21 protein-coding genes are annotated in these 20,441 nt (G+C 63.9%); all 21 read left to right on the top strand.

The annotated features are described in order from the left end of the window. Window positions 1-74 precede the first annotated feature (74 nt). Window positions 75-4,430 (top strand): strawberry notch family protein, encoded by a 4,356-nt coding sequence (locus FKM97_RS25625; protein WP_144295301.1) that lies wholly within the window; start codon window positions 75-77, stop codon window positions 4,428-4,430. Then, a complete protein-coding gene (locus FKM97_RS25620; protein ID WP_144295300.1) occupies window positions 4,431-5,468 on the top strand; it encodes a DUF7146 domain-containing protein in 1,038 nt (345 codons plus the stop codon). 339 nt (window positions 5,469-5,807) lie between these two features. Further along, window positions 5,808-6,743 carry a DUF2493 domain-containing protein gene (locus FKM97_RS25615; protein ID WP_144295315.1) on the top strand — a complete coding sequence of 312 codons (936 nt, stop codon included), beginning with the start codon at window positions 5,808-5,810 and terminating at the stop codon, window positions 6,741-6,743. Window positions 6,744-6,907: 164 nt separating this feature from the next. Next, window positions 6,908-7,462 (top strand): hypothetical protein, encoded by a 555-nt coding sequence (locus tag FKM97_RS25610; protein ID WP_428977951.1) that lies wholly within the window; start codon window positions 6,908-6,910, stop codon window positions 7,460-7,462. A 551-nt stretch (window positions 7,463-8,013) separates the two neighbouring features. Further along, window positions 8,014-8,415, top strand: coding sequence for a single-stranded DNA-binding protein (locus FKM97_RS25605; protein ID WP_144295299.1), 402 nt, complete (start codon window positions 8,014-8,016; stop codon window positions 8,413-8,415). Window positions 8,416-9,007: 592 nt separating this feature from the next. Then, entirely contained in the window at window positions 9,008-9,175 is a 168-nt protein-coding gene (locus tag FKM97_RS26485; protein WP_170241146.1) for a hypothetical protein, read from the top strand. Window positions 9,176-9,391: 216 nt separating this feature from the next. Next, on the top strand, window positions 9,392-9,640 hold the full coding sequence (locus FKM97_RS25600; protein ID WP_144295298.1) for a helix-turn-helix domain-containing protein: 249 nt from the start codon (window positions 9,392-9,394) through the stop codon (window positions 9,638-9,640). A 132-nt stretch (window positions 9,641-9,772) separates the two neighbouring features. Continuing rightward, complete coding sequence (locus FKM97_RS25595) at window positions 9,773-10,036, top strand: DNA -binding domain-containing protein (protein WP_144295297.1); 264 nt, start codon at window positions 9,773-9,775, stop codon at window positions 10,034-10,036. A 117-nt stretch (window positions 10,037-10,153) separates the two neighbouring features. Beyond that, window positions 10,154-10,378 (top strand): transcriptional regulator domain-containing protein, encoded by a 225-nt coding sequence (locus tag FKM97_RS25590; protein WP_144295296.1) that lies wholly within the window; start codon window positions 10,154-10,156, stop codon window positions 10,376-10,378. Between the two features lie 67 nt (window positions 10,379-10,445). Next, complete coding sequence (locus FKM97_RS25585; RefSeq protein ID WP_246105271.1) at window positions 10,446-10,925, top strand: DUF2285 domain-containing protein; 480 nt, start codon at window positions 10,446-10,448, stop codon at window positions 10,923-10,925. Window positions 10,926-11,060: 135 nt separating this feature from the next. Further along, window positions 11,061-11,342 carry a helix-turn-helix transcriptional regulator gene (locus FKM97_RS25580; RefSeq protein ID WP_144295295.1) on the top strand — a complete coding sequence of 94 codons (282 nt, stop codon included), beginning with the start codon at window positions 11,061-11,063 and terminating at the stop codon, window positions 11,340-11,342. Between the two features lie 10 nt (window positions 11,343-11,352). Then, window positions 11,353-12,474, top strand: a complete 1,122-nt coding sequence (locus FKM97_RS25575; RefSeq protein ID WP_144295294.1) for a replication initiator protein A — start codon at window positions 11,353-11,355, stop codon at window positions 12,472-12,474. Next, complete coding sequence (parA, locus tag FKM97_RS25570) at window positions 12,471-13,109, top strand: ParA family partition ATPase (RefSeq protein ID WP_144295293.1); 639 nt, start codon at window positions 12,471-12,473, stop codon at window positions 13,107-13,109. Before FKM97_RS25575 ends, parA begins: the two co-directional genes overlap by 4 nt. Then, window positions 13,106-13,372 carry a ribbon-helix-helix protein gene (locus tag FKM97_RS25565; protein ID WP_144295292.1) on the top strand — a complete coding sequence of 89 codons (267 nt, stop codon included), beginning with the start codon at window positions 13,106-13,108 and terminating at the stop codon, window positions 13,370-13,372. The genes parA and FKM97_RS25565 overlap by 4 nt, the downstream gene beginning before the upstream one ends. Further along, complete coding sequence (locus FKM97_RS25560) at window positions 13,369-13,887, top strand: DUF2840 domain-containing protein (RefSeq protein WP_144295291.1); 519 nt, start codon at window positions 13,369-13,371, stop codon at window positions 13,885-13,887. The genes FKM97_RS25565 and FKM97_RS25560 overlap by 4 nt, the downstream gene beginning before the upstream one ends. Beyond that, window positions 13,884-14,429: a S26 family signal peptidase gene (locus FKM97_RS25555; RefSeq protein ID WP_144295290.1), complete on the top strand. Its 546-nt coding sequence runs from the start codon at window positions 13,884-13,886 to the stop codon at window positions 14,427-14,429. The genes FKM97_RS25560 and FKM97_RS25555 overlap by 4 nt, the downstream gene beginning before the upstream one ends. 68 nt (window positions 14,430-14,497) lie before the next feature. After that, on the top strand, window positions 14,498-14,836 hold the full coding sequence (locus tag FKM97_RS25550) for a DUF736 domain-containing protein (RefSeq protein WP_144295313.1): 339 nt from the start codon (window positions 14,498-14,500) through the stop codon (window positions 14,834-14,836). Between the two features lie 3 nt (window positions 14,837-14,839). Then, window positions 14,840-15,625 (top strand): lytic transglycosylase domain-containing protein, encoded by a 786-nt coding sequence (locus tag FKM97_RS25545; protein WP_144295289.1) that lies wholly within the window; start codon window positions 14,840-14,842, stop codon window positions 15,623-15,625. Between the two features lie 250 nt (window positions 15,626-15,875). Beyond that, window positions 15,876-17,645 (top strand): relaxase/mobilization nuclease domain-containing protein, encoded by a 1,770-nt coding sequence (locus FKM97_RS25540; RefSeq protein ID WP_144295288.1) that lies wholly within the window; start codon window positions 15,876-15,878, stop codon window positions 17,643-17,645. A gap of 44 nt (window positions 17,646-17,689) precedes the next feature. Further along, a complete protein-coding gene (locus FKM97_RS25535) occupies window positions 17,690-19,681 on the top strand; it encodes a conjugal transfer protein TraG (protein WP_144295287.1) in 1,992 nt (663 codons plus the stop codon). Window positions 19,682-19,689: 8 nt separating this feature from the next. Continuing rightward, the gene (locus FKM97_RS25530; RefSeq protein ID WP_144295286.1) at window positions 19,690-20,142 is read left to right on the top strand and encodes a ribbon-helix-helix domain-containing protein; all 453 of its coding nucleotides are present in this window, start codon (window positions 19,690-19,692) and stop codon (window positions 20,140-20,142) included. The last annotated feature ends 299 nt before the right edge of the window (window positions 20,143-20,441 follow it).

Below are 20,441 nucleotides of genomic sequence, written 5' to 3'. Positions count from 1 at the left end.
AGGGGTTTGAGCCGGTGGGGTCGAGAGAGAGCACCAGCCGGTTCATCCCGCTTCGCTCTCCTTGAGGTCTCCCTATGTCTTATGCATCCGCCGCCGCGCCCCTTCCGGCTGCGCCAGTTTCTGCCGCAGTCGATACGGCCTTCGCTGTTCACCAGGCTGCCCTGCTCCTCCTCCCCCATCTCGAACGCGGCAGCCGCATCGACGCCATCATCCTGCGCAGTGCGATGGAAACGGCCTTCGGTGCGTCCGACGCCTCAGGCGCCTGGGGCTGGAAGACCGCTTATGAAGCCTGCGAGGCGGCGACCGTGCTGTTCCTGCGCAGATACGGAAAGGCGCTTTTCCGTAAAGCCGGGTCGCAGGCCGCCAGCCTGCCGCTTCTGACGAAGATCGCCGGGCTTCTCCCCACCCACACGCGCCGTTCAGAAGAGAGCCAGACCTTCCAGCAGTTCTCCACACCGATCCCGCTCGGGCTGATCGCCGCGACGGCCGCCGCCATCACCCCCGCCGACCGGGTTCTGGAACCATCGGCCGGGACGGGCCTGCTCGCCATCCTGGCCGAGATCGCCGGCGGTTCGCTCGTGCTGAACGAGTTGGCAGAAACCCGCGCCGATCTGCTGTCCCAGCTCTTTCCGGCCGTTGCCGTCACCCGCTTCGACGCGGCGCAGATCCACGACCATCTCGCGCCTGGCATCGTTCCGACCGTGGCGCTGATGAACCCGCCATTCTCGGTCATGGCGAACGTCTCCGGCCGGATGGCCGACGCCGCCTATCGCCATGTCGCCTCGGCGCTGGCGCGTCTGGCTGATGGCGGACGGCTGGTGACGATCACCGGATCGAGCTTCGCACCTGATGCGCCCGCCTGGCGCGGCGCCTTCGTCCGGCTTCAGGACCATGGCCGCGTGGTGTTCACCGCGTCCATCGACGGCTCGGTCTATGCCAAACATGGCACCACCATCGACACGTGGCTGACTGTGATCGACAAACTGCCCGCAGACGATCCGGCCGCCTTTCCAGAATCGCCGGGGATCGCGCCCGATGTCGCCACCCTGATTAGCTGGATCGGCGAGCATGTTCCGGCGCGCTTGCCGGTCGATGCTGCGGTCTCGGTTCCTGTGGTGGCGCCAGCCGCCGCACCGCGCACCGTTCGCGGCTATCTCGCCCGCGCCGCCGCATCCTCCCCCGTCCGCACCGTCACGGAACCCGAGGGCGTCGAACTCGCCTATGACACGATCGACTGGACGCCCGCCGAGGACGGCCGGATCACCGATGCAATCTATGAGGAATACGGATTGCAAGCGATCCGTATTCCCGGCTCTGCGGCCCATCCGACCAAACTGGTGCAATCGGCGGCCATGTCCTCGGTCGCGCCGCCCAAGCCGAGCTACCGGCCGAGGCTTCCCGCCAACATCGTCACCGACGGCCTGTTGTCGGACGCCCAGCTGGAAACCGTCATCTATGCCGGCGAAGCTCATTCGGACTTCCTCGCGGGATCGTGGACGCTGGACGAGACCTTCGATGTCATCTCTGCGGCGCCCGACGACGCACCGAACGCCGTCCGCTTTCGCCGGGGCTTCATGCTTGGCGACGGCACCGGCGCTGGCAAAGGCCGCCAGTCGGCCGGGATCATCCTCGACAACTGGATGAGAGGGCGCCGCAAGGCCGTCTGGATCTCCAAATCCGACAAGCTGCTCGAAGATGCGCAACGCGACTGGTCGGCGCTCGGCATGGAGCGATTGCTGGTCACGCCGCTGTCGCGTTTCCCGCAGGGCAAGGACATTCGGCTGCCGGAAGGCATCCTGTTCACCACCTATTCCACGCTGCGCTCCGATGAGCGTGGCGAGAAGGTTTCGCGCGTCCAGCAAATCGTCGAATGGTTGGGCTCCGACTTCGATGGAGTGATCATTTTCGACGAGAGCCATGCCATGCAGAACGCCGCCGGCGGCAAAGGGGAACGCGGCGATGTCGCCGCCTCGCAGCAGGGTCGCGCGGGCTTGCGGCTCCAGCACGCCCTGCCGAACGCCCGGATCGTCTATGTCTCGGCCACAGGCGCGACCACGGTTCACAATCTCGCCTACGCCCAGCGGCTCGGCCTCTGGGGTGGTGAGGATTTCCCGTTTTCGACGCGCGCGGAATTCGTCGAAGCCATCGAAGCGGGCGGCGTTGCGGCGATGGAGGTGCTGGCCCGCGATCTTCGGGCGCTCGGACTCTATACGGCGCGGTCGCTCTCCTATGATGGTGTCGAATACGAACTGGTCGAGCACCAGCTCACGCCGGAACAGACCCGCATCTATGATGCCTATGCCGGGGCGTTTTCAGTCATCCATAACAATCTCGACGCCGCCATGCAGGCCGCCAACATCACCGGCGGCGGCGATGGCGGCTCCGCCACGCTGAACCGGCAGGCCAAGGCCGCCGCGCGTTCCGCCTTCGAGTCGGCCAAGCAGCGCTTCTTCGGTCATCTGCTCACCAGCATGAAAACTCCGACGCTGATCGCCGCCATCGACCGCGATCTGGCAGACGGTCATGCCGCCGTGATCCAGATCGTTTCCACCGGCGAGGCGCTGATGGAACGCCGCCTGGCGGAGCTTCCCGCTGAGGAGTGGAACGACGTCCGCGTCGACATCACGCCCAGGGAATATGTGCTGGATTACCTCGCCCATTCCTTCCCGGTGCAGCTCTACGAGCCGTTCACCGACGACGAGGGCAATTTATCGTCGCGCCCCGTCTATCGTGACGGCCAGCCGGTCGAAAGCCGCGAAGCCGTCGCCCGCCGCGACCGGCTGATCGAGAAGCTCGCCTCTCTGCCTCCCGTTCCGGGGGCGCTCGACCAGATCATCCAGCGCTTCGGCACGGACATGGTGGCGGAAGTCACGGGCCGTTCGCGGCGGATTGTCCGCAAGACCAGCGTTGGCGGCATCGACCGGCTTGTGGTCGAGAACCGGGCCGGCTCCGCCAATCTCGCCGAAACCGCCGCCTTCATGGACGATCAGAAACGCGTACTGATCTTCTCTGACGCAGGCGGCACGGGACGCTCGTATCACGCCGATGTCAACGCGAAGAACCAGCGGTTGCGCGTTCACTACCTGCTGGAGCCGGGTTGGAAGGCCGATGCCGCCATTCAGGGGCTGGGCCGCACCAACAGAACCAACCAGAAACAACCGCCCCTGTTCCGGCCGATTGCGACGAACGTGAAGGCGGAAAAGCGCTTCCTTTCGACCATCGCCCGCCGTCTCGACACGCTGGGCGCAATCACGCGCGGCCAGCGCCAAACCGGCGGACAGGGGCTGTTTCGGCCCGAGGACAATCTGGAATCCCACTACGCGCGTGACGCGCTGCGCCAGCTTTATCTCCTGCTGGTACGCGGCAAGGTCGAGGGTTGCTCGCTCCAGATGTTCGAGGACGCGACCGGTCTGAAACTCATGGACGATACCGGCATCAAGGACGAGTTGCCGCCGATCACCACCTTCCTCAATAGGCTGCTGGCGCTGACCATCGAACTGCAGGACGTGCTGTTCACTGCCTTCGAGCAATTGTTGAACGCCAAAATCGAAGGCGCCATCGCGTCCGGAAGCTATGATGTCGGGCTGGAAACGCTGCGTGCCGAGAGCTTCGTCGTCACCGACCGCCAGACCATCCACGTCCATCCCGGCACCGGGGCCGAGGCCCGGCTGCTGACCATCACGCAGCGCGAGCGCAACCGTCCGATCATGCTCACGGAAGCCCTCGACCAACTTGCCGATCCTCGGGCGAAGCTTCTCATCAATGAGCGCTCCGGCCGCGCCGCCGTCCAGATCCCGACCACCAGCGTCATGCTCGACGATGGCGAAATCGAGCGGCGCGTCCGGCTGATCCGGCCGATGGAAGCGCACAACGTCTCCATCAGGATGATGGACGAGACCCGTTGGGTCGAGGCTGACCAGACTGCGTTCACGTCGGCGTGGAATGCCGAGGTCGCCGAGGTGCCGGAGTTCGTCGACAGCACCATCCATGTCGTCAGCGGCCTGTTGCTGCCGATCTGGAAACGCCTGCCGAATGAATCGACGCGGGTTTACCGGCTCCAGACCGATGACGGCGAGCGCATCGTCGGCCGCCGTGTTTCGCCCGCCTGGGTTGCCGGTGCGATGGCCGCCGGCACATCGACGCTGACGCCCGACGCCGCCTTCATGGCGCTGTTGGACGGCAAGACCATCATCGACCTGACCGAAGGACTACAGCTTCGGCGCAGTCGCGTCATGGGCGCCAACCGTATCGAACTGTCGGGCTTCACCGACGTCATGCGCGACCGCCTTTCGGCCTACGGGCTGTTCCATGAGATCATCTCGTGGAAGCTGAGGATGTTCATCCCCACCGACGCTTCCGGCCCTGCCATCCTGGCCAAGGTGCTGGAGCTCTATCCCGTCCAGCGCATCGGTGAACGGGAGGCGGCATAGATGGCTCGCCATGACGCCGCCGAACTCGCAATCTGCCTCGGCCGACAGGCCGAGGCAGTGTGCAAGCGCTATCTGTCAAACGGCCATCGTGAAGGCCGCTACTGGCTGGTTGGTGATGTGCAAAACAGCCCTGGCCGCTCGATGTTCGTGCGCCTGACGGGACCGGAATCCGGCAAAGGCGCGGCGGGCAAATGGACCGATGCGGCGACGGCTGAACATGGCGACCTACTCGACGTCATCCGCGAGAGTTGCGGCCTCATCGACTTCAAGGACGTCGCTGACGAAGCCCGTTCCTTCCTCAGTCTGCCAAGGCCGGAGCCTGATCCGGTTCCCCGATCCCGGCCCAGGACGGCGCCGACAGGATCACCGGAGGCAGCACGGCGTCTGTTCGCCATGGCCCAGCCGATTGGGCGGACAGTCGTGGAAACGCATTTGCGGAAACGTGCGATTACGGCATTGCAAGAAACCGGAGCCCTCCGTTTCCACCCGCGCTGCTACTATTGGCCCGAGAGGCATGATCCCCCCGAAATCTGGCCCGCGATGATCGCTGCCGTCACCGACCTTGACGGCGTCCAGACCGGCGCGCATCGCACCTGGCTTTTGCCCGATGGCAGCGACAAAGCCCCGGTCGAAACGCCGAGGCGAGCGATGGGCAATCTCCTGGGACACGGCGTCCGCTTCGGTGTGGCACAGGATGTCCTGGCGGCAGGCGAAGGAATCGAGACCGTACTGTCGACCCGCTCGGGTCTGCCCCATATGCCGATGATGGCGGCGCTCTCTGCGGCGCACCTCGCCGCCATCCAGTTCCCGGCGACGCTACGGCGGCTCTATATCGTGCGCGATTCCGATCCAGCGGGAAATGGTGCGCGAGATCGTCTGATCGAACGAGCGAGAGACGTCGGGATCGAGGCGGTTGTCCTGTCGCCAGTGCTCGGGGACTTCAATGAGGATCTGTGCCAGTTCGGCATCGATGCACTACGGGCGGCCTTGCGGGTTCAGATCGTGCCTGAAGACGTCAGCCGGTTTTTCGCGGCGTGAGGCGGCATCGGTCACGTCGGAAATGAGGCGCGCAGCAGCCCAAACCTGCCATATGCGGTGATGGTGTTGTCCTGATGTGCCGGAGGGGCCGCCGCCCACGGCCTTCTGAGAGGGCGATCGAGCCGTCAAACGGCCCTGACCGGCAATGGCTGCGTCCGGCTATTTTCCGCCGCGCCCTATGGGCGCTTTGCATCGCGAAGCAAAATAGCCGGTCTGCGCCATCCAGCGCTTGAGGCTTGGCCCTCCGCTTCGCTGCGGGTGCAGGTCCGGGCCGCCCGACAGCTTTCGTCGCCTGCGAAGGCCGCGATGAGCGCGGTCGATCCGACGAAGGCAAACACCATGATGACCGAATATGATGACGCAGGTTTCGAGCCGCCGCACACTTCATCCCCTACCGATCACCTCCTCACCGAACTCCAGCTCTACGGCTACCGTCCGTTCGAGGATGAACCCGACCCAAGGCCGCTTCCCGAAGGCAATGCCGTCGCTGGCGCCGTCGCCGACATCTTCGACGCCCTGATCGTCACGCTCAGTGATACCCGCCTCGAACCCGACCTCGACGAACTGCTCTGGTCAACTGTCAATCTCTTCCACCGCGCCACCGCCCGGATCGAACGCGACCTGGACGATAACGAGCAAGCCCAGCGTCGCGGCCAGCGGGAACAGGATGGCTCGGAGGTAAAGTCCGTCGAGCTGGAACGCCTGACAGCCGAGGGACAGACCTTCATCGAGCGGCGCAACAGCATGGAACTCTTCCGCGATGTCGCCGCCGAACAGTTCGAGCGCCACACCGGATCGGCATGGCGGCCGCGCTCAGGGTCGATGGTCAACCACCGCAATCTGACCTCGGCGATGATCGACTCCAGAGACTTCCTCGCCGCCAAACGTCGGGCGGAAACCGAGGTGATGCTGCCCGCCGGTCCCAAGGTCGCCTTCACCGGCGGTCTCGACTTCAACGATCATCACCTGATCTGGGCCAAGTTAGATCAGGTCCATGCCAAGCATCCCGATATGGTGCTGCTGCACGGTGGATCGCCGAAGGGAGCCGAGTTGATCGCGGCGAAATGGGCCGACACCCGCAAGGTTCCGCAGGTTGCCTTCAAACCCGACTGGACGAAGCACGCCAAGTCCGCGCCCTTCAAGCGCAACGACGCCATGCTGGATGTCCTGCCGGTCGGCGTTCTCGTCTTCCCGGGAACCGGGATTCAGGAGAACCTCAGCGACAAGGCCCGCAAGCTCGGCATCCCGGTCATGAAGTTCGACGGCGGCGCGTAAGCGCCGCCGCTCGGCGGCTGTTTCAGCCGCCTTTACTTGACTACTCGATCACATTCTGGCTCAAATATAGCATCCTTGCAGAAACGGCGAAGTAGCATAGTCGCAGGCGGAGCGTACCCTCTGGCAACCTGTCGTGACCCTCAACCGTTCATGTGGAGGCTTCCATGACGCTGATCCTGCTTGCTGTCTCTTTGTCGATTGCGCTTTGCGTCATCGCTTATAACTTCGCCATTCATGCCTTGCCCTTCATGGTGGGGCTGACTGCGTTCCAGTTTGTCTATGGAACCGGCGCCGGTCTCCTGATGTCGGGTTTCGCCACCATCGGTGCAGCGCTGCTTTCCGTCGCCTTGGTTATTGCCGTTCTGGGATTTGCGAAGAACCCGGCTTTGCGGCCCATCGCGCTCGCCATCTTCGCCGTGCCGGCCGCTATCGCGGGATATGCGCTCGTTTATGGCGTCACGAAAAACGCCATCGATTCGACCATCGCGCTCAACCTGCTCGGCGGCATTGGAGGCCTCTTCATCGGCATTGCGGCGATGCTCAATCTACGCCCTCGGATCTGCCGTCCTCTCGCGCTGAGGCGGCGACCACGATTCGCCGTTTCCATGGAAAATGCCACGGCGGCAAACGCGATCAAGCATCCCGACTCCCCCTCGGAAACGGAGATTGCAGCGTCAGATCAACGGCGTTTGTCACTCTTGGTCTTGCCCGGAAGCTGAACATCATCTGTCGTAGTCGACCATCGACGCAGACAAGATCGTTATGCTGCTGGTCAATCCCTTGTGCCGTGATGGCCGGGGGCAGAGAACCACATTCCTTCTCGCGTACAGGCGTCGTCAAAGAGCGATTGAAGGGAATGCGGCGCCTTTCACCTTCTCCCTGACACCCCCTTCTGCCGTCCCGTGACCCTGTTCTCCATGAAGGCGAAGCACGGCGCGTGAGGATGAATGACATCCCGTTGCCGAAGGCGCCGCAGTTCCGGTGTCGTGTCTCGATGGCGGATGCCGGCAAGGGCGAAGGTTCCGCTGATCGCCCCGATTGGCTTTGCCGCAGGACTTATCCCTCCGACTGACTGATCCCCTAAGCCCGTTCAGTTTCCGCCAGCAACCCCTGTGAACCGGGCCGAGTTGGCGCTGAAGCGCCTGCCCGCACCACCCCACTTCTTCGGGGTTCGCCCTGCGCATTCGCTTCGGTGCAGTCGTCTCCCGACGGTCTTGGCCGGGTCTCGTCGGAGGGACGGTCCCTCGGGCTGAAGCAACGGAGACATCAAATGCAGAACATCGTCATTCTCGCCGGCAACATCGGTCAGGAACCCGAAACCCGCACCACCCAGGGCGGCACCGGCATCACCCACTTCACGCTGGCCACCTCGCGCCCCCGCTACTCCGAAGGCAAGGTGGTCCGGGACGAAAACGGCTATCGGGTTCAGGATACCGAATGGCACCGCATCACCTCCTTCAACGGCCTCGGCAAGACGATCCAGCAATATTGCGAGAAGGGTATGAAGGTTCTGGTCCGCGGCCGCATCCACTACACCAAATGGACCGACCAGCAGGGCAACGACCGCTACGGCTGCGAGATCATAGCCGAGACGGTGGATTTCCTCAGCCGGGCCAAGCAGACCGAGAGCAACGACGGTAAGTTCATCGACGACAATGACATCCCGTTCTGAGCCGGAGCCCGAAGCCCGGCGGCACAAGCCGCCGGGCTTCTTTCCTGTTCTCGGCAGATCGCAGATACGCGAGGTCATCAAGCCAGCACTGCGAAAGCTATCGACTTCCGCTCACCACGGCTCCGCCAGACTGACACCCGCCGTGAAAAGGGTCGCAAGCCGCCCGTCATACCAAAATGATCCTCGAAAAAAGCGCGACTGCGCGCATGGCCGTATGGTCCTCACCCTCTCAGCGAAAGTCTGACGCTCATTGTATGGCACGGCCGGTCAAAGCAGCGGCAGGGATCACCCGTCTCAGTCTCTGGGGCAGTGAAGAACGACGACCGACTATCAGGCGCTGAGAGCTGAACACCGGCGAAAGCGTGAGCAAAGAACATCACCAGCTCCTGTGGTCGAAGCCCCAACCCCGCTCTTAAAGACGCAATTCCTTGGTTTATCTCAGGGCTATTGCCCTCAACCCATGAAGGGTCCGCTACGCGAGCGTGCGGCCTCTTTGGCTACGCCTGCGAGGTGATCGCAACCCGGAGACAAACACTTCGGGCGCCTGTCGAGCGGGGGATGGTCCCCCGACTCCAAGACAGGAGCCGGAACAATGTCCTTCGCAGATGCTCACGCTTTCGCCTTCAGCCTGGCCGCCACCCTCATGGTCTCCATCGTCATCTTCCGCGCCGGAGACGGCACCATCGGCGTGATGCCCGCCTGCGAATATGACGGCGAGGACGACACCATTGTCGATGAGCTGGACCCTTTCGCCCCTTAAGGGGCGAAGGCCATACGGCCATGCGAAAGTCACCACAGGCTTTCGCCGCTGACATTCGTCAGCATGAACACGCCTTTCCAGGCGACCGAATCAGTCGCCTTTTCGGCCGTTCGTCGGCAGGTTCAAACGACGATTTCGGGTCGCTATTCGTCCATAAGCCGACTATAATAGTCGTTTTCGTGGCGTGCGTTCTGATGTCTGTGGAGGTGATCATGCATGATCACCGCCCGACAGACACGGGCCGCACGCGCGTTACTCGGCTGGAACCAGGAGACGCTCGCTGACAAGGCCCTCGTATCCCTGACCGCGCTCAAGCGTTTGGAGTCGGTCACCGATCTGCGCGTGCATGAAGGCACCCGCGATCAGGTACGCAGGGCGCTCGAAGCGGCGGGCATCATCTTCCTGTCCTCCGGTCGGCGTGAAGGCGTGATGGTGGATGATGAGGTGGCAGAGATCAGACGATAGGCTTTCAGAGCTCATGTCGGCATGTCCGACCCGCAACACCTGTTGCCCTGGACGCACCATCTCTCCAGCATGTTTCTGCGATAAGCCGCCACTCACATCCATTGTGGAGACGACAACCTGCGTCAAGCCAACATGACCACGCTCCAATTTCTCGATGAACCACCATCAAGCCCGGCCTTGACCGAATACGACCGCGCGCATTTCAAAATCTATATGCGCCTCCTCGACGCGCAGGCCGATGGTGCAGACTGGCAAGAGGCCGTGAGCGTGCTCTTCGGCATTGACCCCGAGCAGGAACAAAAACGCGCCCGACATATCCACGATACCCATCTGGCTCGCGCGCACTGGATGACCGAACACGGCTATCGGCAACTGCTGCGCGGTCGCCCGAACTGACGAGGTGTTGTCGCGGTGACAACACCTGTTGCCAGCGCCTCGGCTTCACGCGCGCTCGACTCTCTGGAATCAATTCCCGTCTGACCTGTGTATCTGTCAGTATTGGGAGTAGTGTTCATGGTCCCCGATACATCTCGGTGGAAAACAAGTCCCGACTACGACTTCATGGACGATCTCAGCGTCGGTGATCTTGCATGGGAATGCCTGCGCCGCAACGAGACCTACCAAACAGATTATTCAGGGCTGTTGAAATCAGAGCAGGCTGACCAGCCATTGCCGCAAGCGTTGCGCCAACGCTGGGGGTTGCGATTTCGCCGCCCGCCCCAGTCGCAGCAGCCATGAAGAGGCCGTCTTCTGGGCCCCGGAGGCCGATACCAGCACCCTCCACCTGACCCCTGCACCTTCGCCTGTGGGCGCTTCGCCCAAAAGCCAATCGGATCTGCGCGAGACCATCCGGCGCGACGCGCCAGAGGGCACGCACCTGCAACTCGCGATGCTTTCCCCCGCAATCCATGTCATCGTTTTGGCGTCACCTAAGGTCGGCCAGCCGCTCGCGGCGATAGTGCCGCTCGACGCCGACGGCCTTGACCGCATTGCGGCGGTCGACCGGCTGTGGCGAAGCCTCCACCACCTGCCGGTGCCAGTCGACGTACGCCTGACCCAGCAACAACGCCGCCGCCTGAAGCTGATGCTGCGCGCCGCCGATGGTCGCATGAACCATGCAACCTATCGAGAAATCGCTGATGCAATCTTCGGCGCCGCCCGTGTTGCCGACGATCCCTGGAAGACCTCGGCGTTGCGCGACGCCACCAGGGATCTTGTCCGCGACGGCCTCGCCATGATCGCAGGGGGCTATCTCAAATTGCTCCGCCATCGTCGGCGCTCCTGATCGAAGGCCCACCCGAGGGGGGAGAATTAGGCTTCCCCAAGATCCCCCTCCCTCTTCGCGGTCCTACTTCGCCACCTTGGCCCTCGTCCGCCGCTGACAGTCAGCGGCCCCAACGAACCCCACGGAGGCCCTCTCATGTCCCCCAATCTCGCCGGATTGCCGCCGCGCTATCTGCGCACGCCTGAAGCCGCCCGCTTCCTCGGCCTGTCCGGCCGGACGCTGGAAAAGCACCGGACCTATGGCACAGGCCCGGCCTATCGCAAGCTGGGCGGCCGCGTCGTCTATTCGATCGAGGATTTGCAGGCCTGGGCCAACCGCGGCGCCGTCACCTCGACGTCCGATCCGTCCGGCTCGGTCCTGCCCGCGAAACGCCGCGAAGACCACGCGCCCGAGCGCGGCGCGCGTTCGTATCGTTGAGGAGCCGTAAATGTCACGGCGTCGCCTCATCACCTCCAGCGAGCGGAGCAAGCTCGATCCCTTTATCGTAGCCACCGGCGACGCCAGCCCGCGCGATCAGCGCGACCTCATGGAACGGCCCTTCTTCTCGCTGGCCAAGGCCAAGCGCGTCGTGCCGATCCTCTATGAAACCGGCGACGTCCGCGTCGAGGTCTTCGCCGTGCCGGAACATGGCATGGCGACCATCTGGGATGCTGACGTGTTAATCTGGGCCGCCAGCCAGATCGTTGAGGCCGAAAACCTCGGCCTCAAGACATCCCGCTTCCTGCGCTTCACACCCTACCAGCTCCTCATGGCCACGGGCCGCGAAACCGGCGCCCGTGACTACCGGCTGCTGAAGGGCGCGCTGTCGCGCCTGCAATCCACCTCCATCCGCACGACCATCCGCCACGGCGAACATTGGCGTCGGCACCAGTTCTCCTGGATCAACGAATGGGAGGAACTGACCCGCGCCGACGGCCGCGTCGAGGGCATGGAGTTCGTCCTGCCCGACTGGTTCTATCGCGGCGTCATCGACCGGACATTGGTTCTGGCCATCGACCCTGCCTATTTCCGGCTGACCGGCGGCATCGAACGCTGGCTCTACCGCGTTGCCCGCAAACACGCCGGTCGCCAGCCGAACGGCTGGGTGTTCGAGATCCCTCATCTCCATGAAAAGTCCGGCAGCCTGGTGCGGGTTTCCGACTTCGCCCTCCAGCTCCGGCGCATCACTATCCGCCAGCCGCTGCCCGGCTATCGTTTGCGCATCGAGCGCCAGGGGCCGCGTGAACTGCTTAGAATCTTGCCCGCAGAGTTTTCCACAGGGCCTGTGGATAAACCTGTGGAAGCGCTCGGGACTTCGCACGCAAACGGTATCGGGACTTCACACGCAGCGCCATCGGGACTTCGCACGCACGGATCGCAGCTAACCCTCTGGCCCGAAACGGCGATTCCGACCCTTAACTTAGAGTCTAACCCAGAATCTAACTCTTCTTTTGTAGATGGCGCTGTGAACAACAGCGGCGGCGGGCGGCCAAACGGGTCTATTGCACCGATCCAGACCGATGACACCATCCGCCTGCGCGATGGCCGCGAGTGCGGGAGCGCCCGATGATCGTGGCGCTCCTCAATCAAAAAGGTGGTGTCGGCAAGACGACGCTCGCCCTGCATCTGGCGGGCCAATGGGCCAGCGAAGGCAAGCGCGTCACCCTGATCGATGCCGATCCGCAAGGCTCGGCGCTGGACTGGTCGCAGCAGCGGGCACGTGCGGGCCTGCCACGCCTGTTCGGCATTGTCGGCCTGGCCCGCGACACCCTGCATCGCGAAGCGCCCGAACTGGCCCGCGACGCCGATCACATTGTCATCGATGGACCGCCGCGTATCGCCGGGCTGATGCGCTCAGCACTTCTCGCCGCCGATCTGGTGTTGATCCCCGTGCAGCCGTCACCGTTCGACGGCTGGGCCTCCGCCGAAATGCTGGCGTTGATCACAGAGGCGCGCATCTACCGGCCCGACCTTGCTGCCCGCTTCGTGCTGAACCGCTGCGCCGCCCGCACCGTCATCGCCCGCGAAACGGCCGAGACACTGGCGGATCACGATCCGCCGTTGCTTGCGGCCACCATCGGCCAGCGCATCGCTTTCGCCGACTTGGCGCAAACCGGCCGCCTCGTCTTCGAGGCCGATGCCGACAGCATGGCCGCGCGCGAGATCGCTGCACTTGCCACCGAGGTCGGGAGGCTGTCGCCATGACGAAGCCGCCGCGAAAGCGTGGCTTCGCTGCGCGGCCTGCCGATCCCGAACACTGGATCAAATCGTCCGGCGCCGCCGCGGCAGCGCCGCCGTCGTCACCAGCGAAGGACGGCGCATTCACCGCCCGGCTGACGGTCGACGTCACGCCGGACCTGCGCGGCCGCATCAAGATCGCAGCCTTTCAGCGTGGGACGACTGTCGCCGACATGCTGCGCGAGCTGCTCTCGCGCAAATTCCCACCACCATCAGGAGACCCCTCATGACCGGAAACGCGGCTCCCCGCGTGCGCGGCGGCCCGTCACCGGCCAGCCCCGCACCGTTCACCACCCTCGTCGAACTGACGTGGATCGAAAGGAAGATCGAACACTGGATCAGGTTCGGTCGAGAGAGCTGCGACCAGATCCTCGACCGCAGGCGGCGCGTCGTCGGCTTTGCGCCGAACAGCCTGTTCGCGTTCGTCCGCTGGGCGTCAAATGACTACGGTACGATCATCTCACGCGTCGACATCGTGCGCGCCATTGGTCCCGGCGAGCCGTTCCAGACGCTGCCCTTCGTGCGTCCAGGCGGCGAAATCCTGCTCAAGATCGACGGCTGGCCGAAGGTCGAACGGGTGCTGCAACTGATCGACGCCATCGAGGCGATGGGCCTCGATCCGGTCGATGTCGCACCGGACTATTGGCGGCATGTTCACAACCGACTGACCGCCAGTCACGAGCCGCGCGCATATACCGCCGAACAGCATCAGGCGTGGCTACTGCGGCGGAGGGCGGAACCATGAGCCGCTTCATCTGGGCCGTGGCGACGTTCATCGCCACCAGCGGCGTCGCCGTCTCCACCTGGATAGACGCCCCGACCAAGCTCATCTGGAATGCGTCGGCCAGCACGCCGATCGGGTTCTACATCGTCGAACCGGTGGGACATCTTGAAGTCACCGATCTGGTCGCCGTCGATGCGCCCGAACCGATGGTGAGCTTCCTTGACGACGGGGGTTATCTGCCCCGCAACATGCCGCTCCTGAAGCGCGTGCTGGGTCTTCCCGGTCAGACCGTCTGTCGGACGGGCGTCGCCATCGCCGTCGACGGGATCGAGATGGGAACGGCGCTCGAGCGCGACCGCATCGGTCGACCGCTGCCGGCCTGGCAGGGCTGCCGTGTGATCGCCGACGGCGAAATCTTCCTGATGAACTGGGAAGTCCCCGACAGCCTGGACGGTCGGTATTTCGGCCCGATCCCGTCGGTTTCGATCATCGGTCGCGCGGTTCCGCTGTGGACCGACAATGACGGCGAAGGCCGCTTCGAATGGCGCGCGTCAACGCGGTGAACGCCACGCCTGCGGCGGGCGCACCGCTCGCCGCCAGCTCTCCCACCGCAACAGGAAGGAACCAACCCATGCCGCAGATCGGTCAATTCACCCGCGAGGAGACGGGTTTTATCGGGCGCATCCATACGCTCACTCTTTACCGCGAACTCACCATCGTTCCGGCCGAACCATCGGACGCCGAGAACGCGCCGGACTACCGCATTATGCACGGCGGTGATGACGATGCACCGGAGATTGGAGCGGGCTGGAAGCGCACCGGCGAGAAGGCTGGCGACTATGTATCACTGCTGATCGACGATCCCGCTTTCGCTCAGCCATTCCGCGCCAACCTGTTCCAGAACGGCGACGATGAAACTTCATGGTCGCTACACTGGAACCGCCAGCCCAAGCGCAGCGAGCGGGAGTGACCGATGGGCCTCCCTCGCACAAGATCCGCCAACACCATTGCGACCGGACGGCTTCCCGCCGTCCGGCGCAGCGCCCTCCTTCTCCTTTCCGGCCTTCTTCTCATCGTCACGCCGCCAGTTGTCACACAGGCGCAGAGCGTGCCGGTGACGCGATCGTCGACGGCCGATCCGCATGCCGCCTTCGTCACCGAAGCCTCGCAGCGCTTCGGCATTCCCGAGCACTGGATACGCGCCGTTCGCCGCGTCGAAAGCGCCGGTGACGTGCGAGCCATATCGTCGGCGGGCGCGATGGGGCTGATGCAGGTGATGCCCGCGACCTGGGCCGAATTGCGCGCCCGTTATCGCCTCGGCAACGACCCCTACGATCCGCGCGACAACATCATGGCGGGCACGGCTTACTTGCGTGAGATGCACGACCGCTACGGTTCGTCGGGCTTCCTCGCGGCCTACAATGCCGGTCCCGGTCGCTACGAGGAATACCTCGCAGGCCGCCCCCTCCCGGCAGAAACCCGCGCCTATGTCGCCACGCTCGCGCCCCTTGTCGGTGCGGGCGAAATCGCTCCCGACAATTCTGGTGCTGTCGTTGTCGCTGCCGTCGATCCGCATGTCTGGCGGCGCGCGCCGTTGTTCATCGCGGGCTCGGACGGCCCATCTTCTGCCATTCCCGTGCAGACTGATGCCGCTTCTGTCGACGCTCCGGCTGCAACGACTGTGCGCGACGTTTCGGGGATATTACCGCAATCGGGCAGCCTGTTTGTCGCCCGATCAGGTGCAGGAGGCCCGCAATGACGGGTTTCGCGGTGTGGCGCAGCGTGGCGTGCTTTTGGAAAGGAGGTGCGGGATGGCAGGGGTGGAGACAGGTAACGACAGGCATAGGGCAAGATAAAAGCGGCATGTCCACCGTCGCCCAAGTCTTTGACTTGGCTTGGTTTTTGGCGTGCCGGTCGGTCGGGAGCAGTGCCGCTGATCGCGTTTTATTTAATGATTACAAGGTTGTTTCCGGCACTGTGCCCGTCTTGGCCTGCTGGAGGGCGCGGCCATGAGCGAAGGCGACAGCGACTTCAATGTCCGGCCAGGGCGCATCAAGAGCACACGTGGCGGCAAGCCCAAGAGCTTCATCAATCAGGTGCTGCGCGCTGCGAAGAAGGCTGGTCACACCGGCAGCGGCGGGGTGTCACGATCTGTCGGCGGGACAGCGGCGCGTGGCCGTTCAACCTTCGGGCGCGGCCGCAACACGTTCAGCCGCAACCGCCTGTTTGGCAGCAACCGCCGTGTCGTGGTCACCGCCCGGATCGCCCGCCACTCCGGCAAGGCGTTTCGCTCCGCCCCGCTCTCGGCGCACTTGTCCTATCTGAAACGCGAGGGCGTCACCCGAGACGGGGAAAAGACGGTGATGTTCGATGCCGGCAGCGACCGAGCCGATGACATAGCCTTCACTGAACGTTGCAAGGATGATCGGCATCATTTCCGCTTCATCGTCTCGCCCGAAGACGCCGGCGACCTGACCGACATTCGCGCCTTCACCCGCGATCTCGCCAGCCAGATGCAATCCGATCTCGGCACGAAACTCGACTGGGTGGCCGTCGATCACTGGAACACCGACAACCCGCACGTCCATCTGATCGTGCGCGGCGTCGACGAAACCGGCGCAGACCTCGTGATCTCCCGCGATTATATCAGCCGGGGGCTGCGTTCCCGCGCGGAGGATCTCGTCTCCATCGAACTCGGCCCCAAAGCCGAGCACGAAATCCGCAACGCGCTGGACAAGGAAATGATGGCCGAGCGCTGGACGCGGCTCGATGTCGAAATCCGCATCGCCGCCGATGAGACCGGCTTCATCACCCTGCGGCCCGAAAACCCCGGTGCATCCGATCCCGAACTGCGGCGCCTGATGGTCGGCCGCCTTCAGCATCTGGAAAAAATGGGCCTCGCAGCACCTGCATCACCGGGCGAATGGATGGTCGGGCTGGAGGCCGAGCGATCCTTGCGCGATCTCGGCATGCGTGGCGACATCATCAAGACCATGCACCGCGCCTTCACCGAGCGCGGGCAGGATCGCGGTGTCGCCGACTATATAATCGACGGCGGCGCGGCAGGGACGCCCGTCATCGGCCGGCTCGTGGACAAGGGCCTTCAGAACGAACTGACCGGCGAAGCCTATGCCGTGATCGACGGTATCGATGGCCGCGCCCACCATGTTCGTTTCCGCGGCGTTGAGGCGTTCGAGCATTCCCCGCCCGTCGGCGGCATCGTCGAGGTACGCCGCTTTGGCGGCCCCGACGATCCGAACCCGACAGTGGCCCTGGCCGGCCGTTCCGATCTTGACCTCAACCGCCAGATCACGGCGCCGGGCGCCACCTGGCTCGATCATCGTCTGGTCGAGCGTGAGCCGACCTCGCTTGCCATGGGCGGTTTCGGGCGCGAGGTCCGCGACGCCATGACGGCCCGCGCTGACCATCTGACCGAGGAGGGCCTCGCCCGCCGTCAGGGTCAGCACATCATCCTGCAGCGCGATCTCCTCAAGACACTGCGTCAGCGCGAACTGGATGCGGTCGGCGCGAGGCTCTCGACCGAGACCGGGTTGCCGCACATGAAGGCACAAGCCGGCGAGCATGTAGCCGGTATCTATCGCCAGCGCCTGACGCTCGCATCCGGCCGTTTCTCCATGATCGACAACGGATTGGGCTTCCAGCTCGTGCCTTGGACCCCACCGCTCGAAAAGAAACTCGGCCAACACATCGCCGGCGTCGCCAACGCTAGTGGCGGCATCGACTGGAGCCTTGGCCGCAAACGCGACCTTGGCTTGTAGCGCCGGGCACGGACTTCAACAGCAACGAAGAAGGGACAACGCCAATGTCCGCGACCAAAATACTCTGGGGCCAAATCCTCGTCGTTTTCCTGATCGTCCTCATGTCGATCTGGGGCGCGACACAATGGACGGCCTGGCAGCTTGGCTTTCAACCTCAGCTCGGTACGCCCTGGTTCGAGCTGGCCGGGATACCCGTCTACTACCCGCCGATGTTTTTCTGGTGGTGGTATGCCTATGAGGCCTATGCCCCCGGGATTTTCAACATCGGCGGGATCATCGCCGCATCCGGTGGCTTTATCGCCATCACTGTCGCCATTGGCATGTCGGTGTGGCGGGCGCGCGAAGCCAAGACCATCGCCACCTATGGCTCGGCCCGCTGGGCGACCCCCGCCGAAGTGAAGGGCGCAGGCTTGCTCGGTCAGGATGGCGTCGTTCTCGGCAAGCTTGAGCGCGACTACCTCCGCCACGATGGCCCGGAGCATGTTCTGTGCTTCGCCCCGACCCGCTCCGGCAAGGGCGTTGGCCTCGTCGTCCCCACCCTGTTGACCTGGCCCGGCTCTGTCGTCGTTCACGATATCAAGGGCGAGAACTGGCAGATCACCGCAGGGTTTCGCGAGCTTCATGGCCGCGTGCTGCTGTTCGATCCGACCAACACCAAGTCCGCCGCCTATAATCCACTGCTCGAAGTCCGGCGCGGCGAATGGGAGGTCCGCGACGTTCAGAACGTCGCCGACGTGCTGGTCGACCCGGAAGGTTCGCTGGAAAAGCGCAACCATTGGGAAAAGACCAGCCACAGCCTTCTGGTCGGCGCGATCCTGCATGTCCTCTATGCCGAACCCGACAAGACGCTGGCCGGTGTCGCTGGCTTCCTGTCGGACCCGAAGCGGCCGATCGAGACGACGCTGGCGGCGATGATGACCACGCCGCACCTCGGCGAGAAAGGCCCGCATCCGGTCATTGCCTCGACTGCGCGCGAGCTGCTGAACAAATCAGACAACGAGCGATCCGGCGTGTTGTCCACCGCCATGTCGTTTCTCGGCCTTTATCGCGATCCCGTCGTCGCCGAGGTGACGAGCCGCTGCGACTGGCGCATCGCCGACCTCATCGAGGACGAGCGACCCGCCACGCTCTATCTCGTGGTGCCGCCCTCAGACATCTCCCGCACCAAGCCTCTTATCCGCCTGGTGCTCAACCAGATCGGCCGCCGCCTGACCGAGGATCTCCATACCAAGAGCCGACGGCATCGCGTCCTGATGATGCTCGACGAGTTCCCGGCGCTCGGCCGGCTCGATTTCTTCGAAAGCGCACTGGCCTTCATGGCAGGCTACGGCCTCAAAGCCTTCCTGATCGCGCAGTCCCTCAATCAGATCGAGAAGGCTTATGGCGCCAACAATTCCATTCTCGACAATTGCCATGTGCGCGTCTCGTTCGCCACCAACGACGAACGCACTGCAAAGCGGGTGTCAGACGCACTTGGCACCGCCACCGAGATGAAGGCGATGAAGAACTATGCCGGCCATCGCCTGTCACCCTGGCTCGGGCATCTCATGGTCTCGCGCTCCGAGACCGCGCGCCCGCTCCTGACGCCGGGCGAGATCATGCAGCTTCCGCCCAACGACGAGATCGTTATGCTGGCGGCGACCCCGCCGATCCGGGCCAACAAGGCGCGGTACTTCGAGGACAAGCGCTTCAACGAGCGCCTGCTGCCGCCGCCGGACCCGAGCAAGACCATAAGAACCACTCGGAAAGACGCCTGGACGGAGTTGAAGCCACAAGGGCCAGATGCTGCCCTGTTGGCTGAGATCCAGAAGGCGGAAAAGGACGCCGCCAACGGTGGACTGCGCCGTGAGCCGGAACTGCCCGACCACGTCGCCATAGCCACGGAAACTACGCCGCCCAACCCCTCCGCTGAGTTTGACATCGTGATGGATGACGAGCCTGAAGATGCGGTCCGGCAGTCTCGGGCCCTGCGCCAGCACATGCGCGGAGTCGCTCGGCAGATCGCCATGGACCCCAACGACAATATGGACCTGTGAGGAAGCCCATGCGCGATCGAATGAACGTCTATCTGCCCTCGGACCTGATGAAGGGCATATCCGAACTGGCTGAACGAAAGAAGCTTTCACGCTCCGCCATCGTCGAGGCGGCCGTCGCATCATTCCTGTCGCCCGATGGCGCCGACAAGCGGGAAGCCGCATTCGCTCGTCGCCTCGACAGGCTGTCGCGACAGGCGCAACGCATGGAGCGCGATCTCGGAGTAACCGCCGAAACTCTGGCCCTGTTCGTCCGATTTTGGCTGACGATCACACCGCCGCTTCCTCCCGACGCGCAATCCGCCGCGCAAATCAAAGGGCGCGAACGCTATGAGGGCTTCGTGGAAACGCTGGGTCGTCGGCTGCAGAAAGGACAGAGTTTCCTGAAGGAAATCCCCGATGACGTAACCGGAACCGGTCAAACGGTCGAGCCTGAAGAAGAGCCAATCGATCAGAATCTCTGACTTCCGGCTGACACCGGCAGCACCTGGAAACAATTCCGGATCGTGTCGAAAATTTCAGGGTCTCCCGCGACAAGGGAAGGTAGCGGTTGGGGTGGATTCCTGCCCAACCGCTTCTGGGCAGCGTAACTGGAAACCCCGCCATTTAGGTGGCGGCGCACCTCGACGGCAACGCGCCCGATCTTCGCCGTTCCAGCGAGCATCTCGCGATACCAAAAGCGGTCGTTCTCTTGCAAGGCTGCTCGACCAGACGCGACAAGCGCCTCGCAACGCGAGCGCGACCCGGCCGGACCTATATGGCC

The sequence above is a fragment of the Rhodoligotrophos appendicifer genome (assembly GCF_007474605.1).
GTDB classification, from domain to species: Bacteria; Pseudomonadota; Alphaproteobacteria; order Rhizobiales; family Im1; genus Rhodoligotrophos; species Rhodoligotrophos appendicifer.
The sequence above is the reverse complement of the archived record's forward strand: the minus strand, read 5'-3'. Positions and strand labels throughout refer to the sequence as shown.

Coding starts and splice junctions, on each gene's coding strand:
- FKM97_RS25625 (WP_144295301.1), top strand. CDS start 75: ATGTCTTATGCATCCGCCGCCGCGCCCCTTCCGGCTGCGCCAGTTTCT.
- FKM97_RS25620 (WP_144295300.1), top strand. CDS start 4,431: ATGGCTCGCCATGACGCCGCCGAACTCGCAATCTGCCTCGGCCGACAG.
- FKM97_RS25615 (WP_144295315.1), top strand. CDS start 5,808: ATGATGACCGAATATGATGACGCAGGTTTCGAGCCGCCGCACACTTCA.
- FKM97_RS25610 (WP_428977951.1), top strand. CDS start 6,908: ATGACGCTGATCCTGCTTGCTGTCTCTTTGTCGATTGCGCTTTGCGTC.
- FKM97_RS25605 (WP_144295299.1), top strand. CDS start 8,014: ATGCAGAACATCGTCATTCTCGCCGGCAACATCGGTCAGGAACCCGAA.
- FKM97_RS26485 (WP_170241146.1), top strand. CDS start 9,008: ATGTCCTTCGCAGATGCTCACGCTTTCGCCTTCAGCCTGGCCGCCACC.
- FKM97_RS25600 (WP_144295298.1), top strand. CDS start 9,392: ATGATCACCGCCCGACAGACACGGGCCGCACGCGCGTTACTCGGCTGG.
- FKM97_RS25595 (WP_144295297.1), top strand. CDS start 9,773: ATGACCACGCTCCAATTTCTCGATGAACCACCATCAAGCCCGGCCTTG.
- FKM97_RS25590 (WP_144295296.1), top strand. CDS start 10,154: ATGGTCCCCGATACATCTCGGTGGAAAACAAGTCCCGACTACGACTTC.
- FKM97_RS25580 (WP_144295295.1), top strand. CDS start 11,061: ATGTCCCCCAATCTCGCCGGATTGCCGCCGCGCTATCTGCGCACGCCT.
- FKM97_RS25575 (WP_144295294.1), top strand. CDS start 11,353: ATGTCACGGCGTCGCCTCATCACCTCCAGCGAGCGGAGCAAGCTCGAT.
- parA (WP_144295293.1), top strand. CDS start 12,471: ATGATCGTGGCGCTCCTCAATCAAAAAGGTGGTGTCGGCAAGACGACG.
- FKM97_RS25565 (WP_144295292.1), top strand. CDS start 13,106: ATGACGAAGCCGCCGCGAAAGCGTGGCTTCGCTGCGCGGCCTGCCGAT.
- FKM97_RS25560 (WP_144295291.1), top strand. CDS start 13,369: ATGACCGGAAACGCGGCTCCCCGCGTGCGCGGCGGCCCGTCACCGGCC.
- FKM97_RS25555 (WP_144295290.1), top strand. CDS start 13,884: ATGAGCCGCTTCATCTGGGCCGTGGCGACGTTCATCGCCACCAGCGGC.
- FKM97_RS25550 (WP_144295313.1), top strand. CDS start 14,498: ATGCCGCAGATCGGTCAATTCACCCGCGAGGAGACGGGTTTTATCGGG.
- FKM97_RS25545 (WP_144295289.1), top strand. CDS start 14,840: ATGGGCCTCCCTCGCACAAGATCCGCCAACACCATTGCGACCGGACGG.
- FKM97_RS25540 (WP_144295288.1), top strand. CDS start 15,876: ATGAGCGAAGGCGACAGCGACTTCAATGTCCGGCCAGGGCGCATCAAG.
- FKM97_RS25535 (WP_144295287.1), top strand. CDS start 17,690: ATGTCCGCGACCAAAATACTCTGGGGCCAAATCCTCGTCGTTTTCCTG.
- FKM97_RS25530 (WP_144295286.1), top strand. CDS start 19,690: ATGCGCGATCGAATGAACGTCTATCTGCCCTCGGACCTGATGAAGGGC.